9 protein-coding genes are annotated in these 12615 nt (G+C 57.9%); 5 read left to right on the forward strand and 4 right to left on the reverse strand.

Features of this window, described 5'->3' with window-relative positions; translation table 11 throughout:
• The first annotated feature begins 33 nt into the window (after positions 1–33).
• Positions 34–918: an SDR family oxidoreductase gene (locus V9G17_06635; GenBank protein ID MEI2752262.1), complete on the forward strand. Its 885-nt coding sequence runs from the start codon at positions 34–36 to the stop codon at positions 916–918.
• 6 nt (positions 919–924) lie between these two features.
• Here V9G17_06635 and V9G17_06640 read toward each other — a convergent pair whose 3' ends face one another.
• Complete coding sequence (locus V9G17_06640; protein MEI2752263.1) at positions 925–1713, reverse strand: hypothetical protein; 789 nt, start codon at positions 1711–1713, stop codon at positions 925–927.
• 178 nt (positions 1714–1891) lie between these two features.
• Here V9G17_06640 and V9G17_06645 point away from each other — a divergent pair, with 178 nt between their 5' ends.
• Positions 1892–3499, forward strand: a complete 1608-nt coding sequence (locus V9G17_06645) for an inorganic phosphate transporter (GenBank protein ID MEI2752264.1) — start codon at positions 1892–1894, stop codon at positions 3497–3499.
• A gap of 705 nt (positions 3500–4204) precedes the next feature.
• On the opposite strand, the gene V9G17_06650 is transcribed toward V9G17_06645, so the two are convergent.
• Positions 4205–4624 (reverse strand): hypothetical protein, encoded by a 420-nt coding sequence (locus V9G17_06650; protein MEI2752265.1) that lies wholly within the window; start codon positions 4622–4624, stop codon positions 4205–4207.
• A gap of 115 nt (positions 4625–4739) precedes the next feature.
• On the opposite strand from V9G17_06650, the gene V9G17_06655 reads away from it, so the two are divergent.
• The 3 genes from V9G17_06655 to V9G17_06665 all read left to right on the forward strand — a co-directional run bounded on the left by V9G17_06655 (position 4740) and on the right by V9G17_06665 (position 9666).
• Positions 4740–6200: a saccharopine dehydrogenase C-terminal domain-containing protein gene (locus V9G17_06655; GenBank protein ID MEI2752266.1), complete on the forward strand. Its 1461-nt coding sequence runs from the start codon at positions 4740–4742 to the stop codon at positions 6198–6200.
• A gap of 80 nt (positions 6201–6280) precedes the next feature.
• On the forward strand, positions 6281–7432 hold the full coding sequence (locus V9G17_06660; protein MEI2752267.1) for a type III PLP-dependent enzyme: 1152 nt from the start codon (positions 6281–6283) through the stop codon (positions 7430–7432).
• A 1733-nt stretch (positions 7433–9165) separates the two neighbouring features.
• Positions 9166–9666, forward strand: coding sequence for a hypothetical protein (locus V9G17_06665; protein MEI2752268.1), 501 nt, complete (start codon positions 9166–9168; stop codon positions 9664–9666).
• A 135-nt stretch (positions 9667–9801) separates the two neighbouring features.
• Here V9G17_06665 and V9G17_06670 read toward each other — a convergent pair whose 3' ends face one another.
• Positions 9802–10125: a hypothetical protein gene (locus V9G17_06670; protein MEI2752269.1), complete on the reverse strand. Its 324-nt coding sequence runs from the start codon at positions 10123–10125 to the stop codon at positions 9802–9804.
• Between the two features lie 225 nt (positions 10126–10350).
• A complete protein-coding gene (locus tag V9G17_06675) occupies positions 10351–12237 on the reverse strand; it encodes a pyruvate kinase (GenBank protein MEI2752270.1) in 1887 nt (628 codons plus the stop codon).
• Between the last annotated feature and the right edge of the window lie 378 nt (positions 12238–12615).

Genomic DNA, 12615 nt, shown 5'->3' on the forward strand with positions numbered 1-12615 from the left:
GGTACGCGACCAGCCGAGAGGAAGATCCTGCTGATGTTGAATTGGTGGTCACCGGCGCCTCAGTCCGACTCCGTCGTCATCACCGGCGCCTCAACCGGCATCGGGGCCGCTTGCGCACTGGCACTCGACAAACTGGGATACCGCGTCTTCGCGGGCGTGCGTCAGGCCGCCGACGGGGAACGGCTTCAGCAACAAGCCGGACCGCGCCTCATGCCGATTCGCCTCGATGTCACCGATCCGGCCTCGATTTCGGCAGCCAGTCATACCGTCGCCGCCATGGTGGGAGACCGTGGTCTCGTCGGCCTCGTCAATAATGCGGGCATCGGCGTTGCCGGCCCAATCGAACTGTTACCCCTCGCAGCCTGGCGGCGGCAATTTGAGGTGAATGTGTTCGGCCTGATCGCAGTCACCCAAACGTTTCTGCCGTTGATCCGCGCGGGACGAGGACGCATCATCAACATGGGCTCCATCGCCGGACGAGCCTCCATGCCGTTCATGGCCCCGTATGCCGCATCGAAACATGCCCTGGAAGCGATCACCGATGCCTTGCGCCTGGAGCTCCAGCCCTGGGGCATCCGCGTCGCACTCATCGCACCCGGTGCGATTGCCACACCTATTTGGGGAAAGACCAGAAGAGAAGTCGATGCCTGGGACGCAGCCTGGAGTCAGGACCTCAAAGGTATGTACCAGCAAGGCTTCACCCGGGTGAAGGAAGCCGCCACTGCGGCCGGGGAACAGGCACAACCGGCCAGCGTGGTGGCTACGGCTGTGGCCCATGCTTTGCGCGCGAGGTGGCCCAAAACGCGTTATCTCGTTGGCTCGGATGCCGCCATCCGCGCCTATCTGGCACTGCTCTTGCCGGATCGCCTCAATGACTGGTTGATTACCCGAATCATCGACCTTCCCACGCGCCGTTGACGGCGCTCAGTGCCCGCTCTTCCTGACCATGTCCACGACCTGTCCCTGCGCATCGAGATACACCGACACCAACTCATTGGGAGCTAACTGCTCAATGGCCGGCTGCAGCAGCGAACGCACCGGAAACGATTGAATGTCATCGATCTTCATTCTCAGACGCATGTGCCCGTCACCAATGGTCACGAATGCCCCATCCAGACGATATTGCGGTGCGCGCGGTGAGGACCCACGGGCCAGCTCACGGGGCTTCCCTAGCGAAAACACATCGACGAGCAGATAGGCTCGATCGACGGCAAAATCGGCGGTCTCGCCGACCTCAAGGGCCGCCAACTTTTCCATAGCGACCGTGCGCGCATAGAACCCCACATCCCGCCCCGTATCGAGACGAATCGTCACCCGTTCCTTCTCAGGGTTGAACGCTCTCCCCAGCGAGCCACGGAAAATTTTCGTAGGCGGCTGATCCGCAGTTCGCTGGTAGGCCACAATCTCATCACGATCGTTGACCATGATCTCCACGGCCCCTCCAGGCTGCAGTCCACGCGCCTCGTCTCCGCCGGCTTCGAGCGACAGGTAGCGCGGAGCCGGTTCCCCAGTCTCAACCTCCACGCGATCGCCGGAGAAACTGTGGATGGTGCCTTTCACAAGCCTCGCACTGGGCAGGATGCCGGGTACCGGTTTCAATTCCTCGATGCTGAGTCCGGACATGAGTTTTGCCGAACTACCGCAGCCGGCCCCCGAGACGACCATCACAATCGCACCGATCAACACACACCGCCCCATTTGCCATCTATTCATCGTCCCCCCCCGGTTCGCTCTCGCTGGATGATAAAACAAACCGTTGCTTGGAGGCGAGGGTCCCTCTCCCATAGTTAACCCGATCTTAATCCGGCTTGCAGCGACATGTAACGATACCCTGCCAGACTCCCAGTCCGTTCATGGTTCGGCCTCGGCTCTCCGCAGAAAGGACTCCTGCATGACACCGCCCCCCGTCGAAACCGCCGTCGTCGATTCATTCGAGCCGACCCTCGAAGGCGGAACGTCGCAAATCGGCCTTTTCCTCATCTTGCTTCTGCTCACCATCGGCGGGATCTATGTCGCCGGCGAGCTGACCTCAGACTTGTCCGACGTTCGCACCTCTTCGACCTGGCCGTTCGTTCTACTCGGATTTGCGCTCCTGATCGCGCTGGGTTTTGAATTCGTCAACGGGTTTCATGACACGGCGAACGCCGTCGCAACCGTCATCTATACGCATTCTATGCCGCCGCATCTCGCCGTGGCCTGGTCCGGCATCTGGAATTTTATCGGCGTCATGCTCGCATCCGGGGCTGTCGCATTTGGAATCGTCGCCCTGCTGCCGGTCGAGCTGATTCTCCAGGTGAGCGCCGGGGCGGGATTTGCCATGGTGTTTGCGTTGCTGATCGCCGCCATTCTCTGGAACCTGGGGACCTGGTATTTGGGGCTCCCTTCTTCCAGTTCGCATGCTCTGATCGGCTCCGTGATCGGCGTTGGTTTGACCAACCAGCTGATGGCGGCCGGCGGCACGAATACCAGCGGCGTCGATTGGACCCAGGCCCTCAACGTGGGCAAGTCCCTCTTATTTTCCCCGCTGATCGGATTCTCTGCCGCCGCGTTCCTCCTCTTGCTCGCCATGAAGGCCATCCCTGTCGAGAAGTTGTACAAACCGCCGCGCGGCAAGACACCACCACCCCTATGGATACGGAGTCTGCTCATTTTCACCTGCACAGGTGTCAGCTTTGCCCACGGGTCCAATGACGGGCAAAAGGGCATGGGTCTTATCATGTTGATCCTCATCGGGACCGTGCCGACCGTCTATGCGCTCAATCGCACCGTGGACATTTCATACACACCCACCTTCGTGGAAGCGTCGAGCAAATCGGAAGCCGTATTCCAGCGCCACAGCACAACCACCATCACTCCGACGGACCCACGGCGGACCATCGCAGAGTACCTTCGCACCCACGAGATTCGCCCCGACACATTACCGGCTCTTCGCGCGTTAAGCGGCATTGTTCGCACACAGATTGCCTCCTATGCCACCGTCGCCCAGATCCCGACGGAACAGACCTCCAATGTGCGCAACGACATGTACCTGCTGGGGGAATCTCTGCGTTGGATGGACAAAAGCCGCGAACCGGCCTTTTCAAAATCGGACAGGGACACGTTGCTCCACTATAAATCCATGCTGGATGATGCCACCAAATACATCCCTGTATGGGTCAAAGCTGCCGTGGCTATCGCGCTGGGGCTGGGCACCATGATCGGATGGAAACGCATTGTGGTGACCGTCGGAGAAAAGATCGGAAAAACGCACCTGTCCTACGGTCAGGGCGCCAGCGCAGAGTTGGTTGCCATGACGACCATCGGCGCAGCAGATTTCTTCGGCCTGCCTGTCAGCACAACACAAGTCTTGTCCTCCGGCGTCGCAGGCACCATGGCGGCCAATCGGTCGGGTTTGCAGTGGCAGACGGTTCGGAATCTTGCACTCGCCTGGGTCATGACCCTCCCGGCGTCCATCGTCCTGTCCGGATCGCTGTTTTGGATATTTCGACATCTCACATAGCCAGCGCTGCCGTTCCTGAAGCACTGTGCCCCCTCACTCGACGACGAGGCCATCATGCGAACCGACCGCTCGGCATCAATCGGGAGAGGGAAACGCCTTGGGCAATCGTTCCGCTTCGGGACGGAATCTGCGCCTCCAGGCGTAGGGATAATGCGGGTGCTCGATAGGGAGTACGGCGTCGAGATGGACAGGGGCCGCCGCCAGGCGGCCCTGCTTGATGGCAAGACTGGAATGAAGGCTTTGCTCTCTGTCTCTTGCTCAATCTGATGTCTTTCTTGGTTCAGCATCTCTTCGACATCGGATACAAAGCAGGAGCACTCTTCGGCTATGTCCCTCGCGATACTGTGCCAGTCGAACTCCTTGCGGTCGAATGCCGATCTCTTCCATTGAACTGTTGATAGTTCCATCTATAGAAACGCTCCTGTCCCGCTAGAGGGCTCAAACCTTCGGCCACGTCATAGGCCCCCAGCCAAATCCTCAGCACAACAGTGCAGGCATCAAGTCACGTAGGGAAGGTCCTAGAATTCGCATTTGCGCCGGGCAATCAGTTCCTAGGGTGGTCAACAGGGGCTATCCGAAAGGACTACACTGGTTCGGGAGCGTCTTGGTCTGGATTCGCCCGCGATCTGGCCGCCCGTCACCTCGTTCGCACACACCCCCGCTAGACCGACGCCAACCGGCGCTGTCCAGCCACGCGCAGATTCGTCAATCCGCAGCTGATGAACAGCCAGTGGGTATTTCGCCAGCCCGCGGTATGGTCCCTTGGCTCACCTGCAGGCCCTGCTTCGCCAGATACTCCCCGATCTGCGCACAGAGAGGTTCGCCCGGCTGGTGGATTTCCGGCAGATGGCGAAACTTGCACATCGTAGTCTCATCGGATACGGGCTCGCGGCCCAGATCAATCCCCACAAACTGCCGCAGCTTGGAGGCACTGAAGAGAGATGGCAATGAGCGCTGCAACCGTGAAGCCAGCCAGACTAGGAGATAGACGTGACTCGGTAACGGGTCGCCGTCGCGGCGCGGTATCGGCATGAATGGCCGTGTGGTCTGAACGCCCCAGGAAGCGGTCAAAGAGGAATAAGTTTTCCATTTATTAACACCATTGAAAGGAAAAATTTTCTTCACTGCCCTACAGTACGTCCCCTCCTGAACAGGGAGGCCATGATTGTCGGAGCGTATGATCGCTGGCACCCGACGCAGTGCTCGATATCCACAGATTCTGAGATGGGGAGGTTCACAGATGCTGGCATTTCCGAATCGCATCTTGTTCGTCGGTTTTGGGGCTGTCGCGCGATGCGCGTTGCCGATTTTGCTGAAGCACATCAGCGTCAATCCCAAACTCATAACGATCGTAGACTTTGAGCCCAACGAGGCGGCTTTGCAACCTTGGATCAAGCAAGGTGTGACCTTTGTCAAGGATCGCGTGACGCCGGAGAATCTGGGCACGCTACTCGGCCAACACGCTTCGGTGGGGGACCTCATCATCGACCTGGCATGGAACATCGATTGCTGTGAAATCGTCCAGTGGTGCCACGACCGAGGCGTGCTGTATGTCAACACATCGGTGGAGCTCTGGGACCCCTACGGCGGGGCAGACGACAAGCACCCGACTGAGCGGACACTGTACTGGCGGCACATGAATCTGCGGAAGATGATGGCCAAATGGAGCGAACCGGGGCCGACGGCGGTGGTCGAACACGGGGCGAACCCGGGTCTGATCAGCCATTTCACCAAGCAGGCCCTTTTGGACATCGCCCGGCAGGCTCTGGCGGACAAGAAGTTCAGCGACACACAGGCGGAGAAGATCGCCCACCACGCCCAAGCGCAGGAGTTCAACCACCTGGCCCACCAGCTCGGCGTCAAGGTGATTCATTGTAGCGAGCGCGACACGCAGATCACTGATCAGCCAAAACAGGTGAACGAGTTCGTCAATACGTGGAGCGTCGAGGGTTTTCGCGAAGAGGGGACGACCACGGCCGAGATGGGCTGGGGTACCCATGAAAAACAGCTGCCTCCCTTCGCCTACGAACACCCAGACGGGCCAAAGAGCCAGATCTGCCTGGCGCGGATGGGCATGAACACGTTCGTGGCGAGCTGGGTGCCGCCGGACCACAACATTATCGGTATGGTCGTCCGCCACGGAGAAGCGTTCAGCATTACCGAGAAGCTGACCGTTTGGGAAGGCGACAAGGCCATCTACCGACCCACGGTCCACTACGCCTATTGCCCCTGCGATTGCGCTATCGCGTCCCTCCACGAGCTACGGGGCGCCGACTACAGGCTGCAACCGCGTATCCGTATTATGACCGACGAAATTATCAGCGGGGCTGACATTCTGGGCGTTCTGGTGATGGGCCACCCGTACCAATCATGGTGGTGCGGCTCCCACCTCGACATTGAAGAGGCGCGTCGTCTGGTGCCGCACCAGAACGCCACCACCATGCAGGTGGCCATCTCCGTCGTTGCTGCCTGCCTGTGGATGCTTGAGAACCCACGCCGGGGGTTGTGCGTGCCCGATAACCTGCCCCACGACTATGTGCTCAAAGTCAGCAAGCCCTACTTGGGGAAGTTCATCTCCGCGCCCACAGACTGGAACCCGCTGAAACACTACTCCAACTTCTTCCGCGGCTACAACCAGCCCGAACTCGACAGGTCCGACCCCTGGCAGTTCAAAAATTTTCTGATTATGGAAGGCGACTAAATCCGCCAGTACGAGATTGATCCATCTGAGACATGTTGTGCCGCAGATGTCAGAGGATATCGCAAACTAAAGGGGGATCCGTGGACCAAAAGACGCTGCTTCAACTAGCCAAGATGCATAACACCCCGCTGGTCGTGGTGGACCATAAAGTGCTGCGAGAGAACTACGAGCAGTTCCGTAAGCACCTGCCGCGCGTGCAGGTCTATTATGCGGTCAAGGCGAACAGCGATCCGGCCATCGTGCAGACGTTCTACGACGTGGGGGCCAGCTTCGACGTCGCCAGCATGGCCGAGTTCTTGATCGTGCACGAGAAGATCAAGCACCTGCCGGCGCAGGAGCGGCAGGACTTCATTTGGGATCGCATCATCTATGCCAATCCGATCAAAGCCGTCGAGACGCTCACGCAGTTGGATCAATACAAACCATTGATCACCTACGACAACCACGAGGAGGTGCTCAAGATCGCCCGCTACGCCCCCCACTCTGGTCTCGTGTTACGGTTGGGCGTGCCCAACACTGGCTCGATGGTAGAGCTGTCGAGCAAGTTCGGCGCCTTGCCGGGCGAGGCCGTGGACCTGATCGCTTTTGCTCACAACAACAAACTCCAGGTTGAGGGACTGAGTTTTCATGTCGGCAGCCAATGCACGAACGTGCAAAACTACATCCAGGCTTTGCACCTGGCCGCCGGCATCTTCTCTGAGGCCAAAGACCGCGGCTTCGATCTTAAGCTGCTCGACATCGGTGGCGGTTTCCCTGCTCACTACGATGACTCCGTTCCTGCCTTCAAGAGCCTGGCCAAAACAATCAATGCCGAACTGGACCGCCTTTTCCCCGAGCCAATTGAGATTCTGGCCGAGCCGGGGCGCTTCCTGGTCGCCTCTGCTGCCACCGCCGTCGCACAAATCATCGGCAAGGCTGTCCGTGGCGGCAAGCTCTGCTACTATCTCGATGACGGCGTCTACCACACCTACAGCGGCGTGATCTTCGACCACTGCCGGTACCGCTTGAAAAGCTTCAGGAAAGACCCCACGCAGATCTGCGCCGTCTTTGGCCCTACTTGCGACGCCCTCGATACCATCAGCCTGGCCGAGCAGCTCCCTGACCTGGATCGGGGCGAACTGGTTTACGCCGAGAACATGGGCGCGTACTGTGCCGCCAGCAGCACGTACTTCAACGGTTTCCCGCCGGCCAAGGTCGTGCATGTGAACCGTGATCCCACGTCGAACGGATAGATAATCCAGTGCGACTTGGCCGCAGCAATAGGTTCACTGTTTGGCGACCGGTTCTTACACCACAGCCAAAGAAGTTGTTCCGTTGCCAGATGGGTCCATTTGATAGGTGCTGATGAACTCCTGGAGTGTCACAACCCTACTGGTTCTGAGCGTCAGGGCTTAACTGCTTTCCTGTCGCCAGGCTTCAATCACGAGCTGCAGTTCCTGCACTGTCAGAATCCAGCGCTTATTGAGACATTCCTACACTTGCCATTCAAGCTTTTAATGAACGCGTACCCCGACGGATCTCGCTGTTGGATGAAATACAACCGCACCACAGGCCAACTGCCGGAGGTTCTTTTGGTTATGCCGCTTCTTCGACAGTTTCAAGAACATCGGTATGGGTACCAGTTGGGCGCCCCTCCGATCCCATTGTCACCCGCCGCCTTTCCGAATCGCACTCTCGTGCCAGGCTCTCAACGAGTACCCATACTAACGCCGTCATCGTCACCACTCCGATCATCGTGACCATTTCGCCCTCCAATTCGATACAGATGACAATCCAAGTGCCGCCGGACAACACACTGTCAAAGCAATGGAGATGCCACAGAGCGCCTCCGGTATCTGTAACTCATTCTTCACGAAGGCATAATCGTCTCGAAATCGTGAGGTCAAATTTCCACGCTGAGCGCGACGCGGTCATGCGTTGATAGAGAAGGCGCGTCTACAGAGCTGTTCAATTTCTGACGGGAGGGCGTCACTAATGACGATGCATGATCCTGGACATGCGGCCGCAGCCTCTTGAACGGTTTCAAGCCTGACGTAGGGAATCGGGTGGGCCACAACGGTCATCTGCGCTTATCTTTCGCCGACCGTCGGATGTCCTTCGGCAGCAAGCGGCTACTCGTGCGAGGACAAGAAGAACACGACGCGCAAGAGGTAGACGATGCCCAAAAACACAAACCCTCCAAACAGGAGGTGGAGGGAAAAATCGATCAATTCAGCCATCTGGCACTCCGTGTATGATGATGGTGTTGAGAGTCTACTCACGTCATGTTACGGCGAGGTTTGGGTGCACTCAAAAAGCCTTTACGAGAAGGAGGACACAGGTTGGAAGGTGGGGGTGGCTCGCACGGAAGGCCGATAACCGTTCGAGCGGTGGAGACTGTAGTCCCCGTCCGGTCATGTCATGATGGATCCCGTTTCGACTGCACTCAGTTGCTTGTGGGGCGGAGTCCTGCCAGAATGCCCCGCTAAATGGCGCCTCCGACATCATCTCTCATGCAGTGCCCCGATATACTCGTACCGTTAATGGCCAACATCCTGGCCTCAAGGCCAATCATCGACCGCCAGCCAAACGACACGCAGGCACAGCGACCCCAAGCTCAACCCTCCACCGTGCATTGTCTCCATCAACAGAGGGTGGCACTCACCCGCGCAGAGTATGACGAACTGATGATGTTGTTTAACCGAACCATGGGGCAAGCCTTCACAGTTCCACTTGAGCCGTCCCAGAAAATCTGTACGGTGACTTTTGCCGCCCCGCCCCTCCTCACCAAGCCACTGGTGTACATCTGCCTTCGAAAACTGGCTTCGACGAGACTCAAGTTGGGACACCAAGTTCGCTGACATGACCGCCATAAATCAACGATTCAACACACAAGAGCAGCCAAGGCAAGCGCCTTGTTTCACCATCGTATTAAAAATTGCACGAACAGCGAAACGTACCCATCACAATGCATGGAGGGAATTGTATGAAAAAGAAAACCAAAGAACGGTTAGACCGCATAGAGAAGCGCCTTGAACAACTGGCGGAGGATATTCAAAAACTCAACGGGCTGATGCATGGCACGCAGAGCGTGAAAAAGAAAGACGTTGTCGCGAAGACCAGGCGGGCGAAAAAAGTCGCGACGAACAAAGTAAGGAATACAAGGAAAGCCGAAGCGGCAAAGAAAGTAGTGGTGGCGAAAAAAGCGGCGGTTGCGCCCGGATCGGGCACGGCAAGAAAGACCGTCAAGAAGCTGGCCCCGGAACTAGCCAAGAAAAAGGTGGCGGCGAAGGACCAGCGTCCCGCCAAGGCGAAACCGGCGGTCAAATCTGTTCCGAAGCCCGCACCAAAACCCAAGATGAAGAGCACCAAACCTGGGATGCCCAAGGCCAAGGCGTCTGTTGCAACGGCTGCGGTCGTTCCCGATCCAAAACCGGTGACGTCTGTAATATCGGCGGCTGGCAAAGGCGGCGAACTTCTAGGCTGAACCGCCGCAACCAGAGTTGGATGACGAGGAAGAGGTGGGGGGAAACATCGACGATGTCTCGGAGGCGCTCGAGGATGAGCCGGGAAAGGCGTTGCGCCTGGCATTCTGCCCTCTGGTCGAAGTGCGCCCTGATATCTAGACAGACCCCTCCGCCTGTCCTTCACTCAATAATTGCATTCTTACCAGGCGCTCAGCCTCTATCCAATCCTCCACAGCAGTAATCGCTCGACGCCTTTCGTACAGCTCAAAGGCCTTTCGGGAGACGCGCAGCCTGAATTCCTCTTGCGTCAGCATTCCTTTTGGAAGAGAAGATGTCGATTCCTCAGGAGGCGCGGGGCGCTTGTGACTGTTTGTCTTTGGCTTGCGTGGCGGATCCTGACCTTCTTTCCCGGATGATTTTGTAACTCCGACTTTTCGTCCAGTGCGGTTGGATTTATCGTTCTCTTGCGAATTCTTCATTGATATCCTCTCTGTGACTACAAGATTCGCCGGAAGGGGGCATTTATGTTTGCTCTGAGTGACACAGTGCGGTCTGACGTCGGACGCCAGACGGTTGCTGCGGCTTTTTACGATTTGCACGTATGAGTCATGTTCGGTGCAGATCCATTCACGGTGTGCGCGTGAGCCCCTGCCAGCATGGCGCGCCCACACAACTCCTGGCCATGGTCGGTTCGAATCACCGGCTCATGAGGATTGCGCACTTGGGTCAGTGAATATTCCAAATTGAGGAGTGATCTCCCGGAAGACTTCTCGTTTTTTCACATGGTGTGGCTCTTCTGCCTGCAGCAGGTGGGCGAGAGTTTTCACGGCATCGAGCACATGTTCTCCCTTGTTGAGCATGACACACTCTGCCCGGTGGCCCATGGCTGCATCTGTGATTTCCGCTCGCGCAGGCAGGCCGCTCTTGGCCAAGGTCTCGAGCACTTGCGTGGCCCATATCACCGGGATGTGCGCCGCCTCGCAAAGACAGAGAATATCCTCCTGAACACGCGCAAGACGCTCAAAACCGACCTCGACTGCCAAGTCGCCGCGCGCGATCATGACACCGACGCTAGGCAACTCCAAACCCGCAACCAGCAACTGCGCTAAGTGGTGCACCGCCTCTTGCGTCTCCACCTTGAGCACGATACCCATGTCGGGGACTCCCAGCTTTTTCAAGGCATCACGAAGATCGTACACATCCTCCGGACGATGGACGAATGAGAGGCCGACCGCATTCGCTTGCGCGACGACAAATGGCAGGTCCTTTCGGTCCCGCGCCGTGAGTGCCGGCAAATTCAGCGACGAATCCGGAAAGTTCAACCCCTTGTCGGACTTGATACGCGCCGGGATACCGCATGGGGCTGTGATTTCTAAAGCCACGTACTGCTCGTGGACGGCTACGACGGATGCTGCGATTTTGCCGTCATCGATGTAGACGCGGTCTCCAGTCTTCACGGATAGCAACGCTTCCGGGAGAGTACAGCTGATGCCGGCCGGCATACCGTCACGGGCAAGGTGGCCCGGTTGTTCGGGATTGCGGTACAAGTGCAGTCGATCTCTCGCCTGTACCCGGAGATCCACTGGCTGCGGTGCCACGGGACCAACGGTGAAGTTCAGGCCTTCCTCTCCTCGCAGGAGGATCCCTTCCTGCAGATACGCCGTTCGCTCGAGGCCGACTCGGATGTGCGTCGGGCTGATGCGCTCCAGCACGTAGAGCGTACGAGGGCGGTTTCTGGCGTCTTTAAATTGGAGTGGTTCGCCAACACGCAATCCGTCCAAATTGCCCGGCGCCTGTATTGCGATCACAAACTGGAGGCTCTTTCCCGGTCGTTGAACCCATTCCGTGTACCGAGCCGCGCTATCGAGGTGACCTTCAAGCAGTCGACTGGGCCGTCCTGCCGCGTCCTTTGGAACCGCCAATTTTAGCGGACGTGTCTCGTACTCCAGCGATCCTGTGCGCACCTTAGGACCCGCCAAATCCATCAAGATCCGACACCGTCGCCCCACGCTCCGCTCACCCTGCGTCAGCCGGTCCTCGGCAGATCGGATCGATTTGATGATCTGTTCCCATTCAAGCTCAGTATCGTGAGCACAATTGATTCGAGCGATATCCATCCCTTCAAGCAACAATCGGTCAAGCAGATCTGCCTGGTGAATGATGGTGGCATCCAGAGTCACCATAATCCTGGTTCTTCTGGCGGCACGGGGGCGACCGAGAAGCGCTCGGCTGCGCTGTGCCAAGAGGGAGGAGGCCCGATTGAGGTCCGGGAGGGACAGGGTTGTCTCAGGCGGCATGGCCCCGACATAACCCATGACGTGTTGCAAGCTAGCCATGACACTTCCTTCGAGGCGTCCCAAAGAAGAGAGGCCGCGATCGGCGAGCTCAAACTGCAGGTCTTGCACATCCTGGTCGCGTAGCGCGAGATACGCGAGCAAATTGTCACGACTGCAGGCGCTGTCAGGATTGCATGACCGGAAGTCAGAGTCGGCCATCCCCACTCGGTCCAGGATCTCTGAGTAGAGCATCTCGAGCCTCCTGGCGAGCGGGCTCTTCGGCGGCTCTATCGCGGAACGGCGCTTGCTGGTCACGAAGACACCCTCATATAAAATTATCGGCGTGCATGCTCATCCTCGTCATCCAATTTCTGACGAAACGCGATGACCTGGCTCGACGGGTCGCGAGCTTTCTCCATAGACAAGCAGCAACGAAAACACTTTCCAGGGATAGAAGACCGGCTTGGTCGCCGGAGGAGAAATCCGGTCCCTAGCACCCAACCGTCATGAAAGCTCAGGATGTTGCATGTGAACGACCACAAAGGCGCCACATTCACAGCACCGTAAGGTATCGGCTTTGTTGCCGTGAGAATCACTGACATTTTCGAGCACACGACGATGCAAGCAGTTCGAGGCAGAGCGGGTCGGCAGAGTCGCAACGGCCTTATCGACTTTCATCTTCATCCCCCTTTG

Source organism: Nitrospira sp. (assembly GCA_037045225.1).
Classification (GTDB): Bacteria; Nitrospirota; Nitrospiria; order Nitrospirales; family Nitrospiraceae; genus Nitrospira_A.

Excerpts from the sequence above, each read along its gene's own strand:
- V9G17_06670 (MEI2752269.1), bottom strand. The coding sequence starts at position 10,125 with ATGAAGAATTCGCAAGAGAACGATAAATCCAACCGCACTGGACGAAAA.
- V9G17_06665 (MEI2752268.1), top strand. The coding sequence starts at position 9,166 with ATGAAAAAGAAAACCAAAGAACGGTTAGACCGCATAGAGAAGCGCCTT.
- V9G17_06640 (MEI2752263.1), bottom strand. The coding sequence starts at position 1,713 with ATGAATAGATGGCAAATGGGGCGGTGTGTGTTGATCGGTGCGATTGTG.
- V9G17_06645 (MEI2752264.1), top strand. The coding sequence starts at position 1,892 with ATGACACCGCCCCCCGTCGAAACCGCCGTCGTCGATTCATTCGAGCCG.
- V9G17_06635 (MEI2752262.1), top strand. The coding sequence starts at position 34 with ATGTTGAATTGGTGGTCACCGGCGCCTCAGTCCGACTCCGTCGTCATC.
- V9G17_06655 (MEI2752266.1), top strand. The coding sequence starts at position 4,740 with ATGCTGGCATTTCCGAATCGCATCTTGTTCGTCGGTTTTGGGGCTGTC.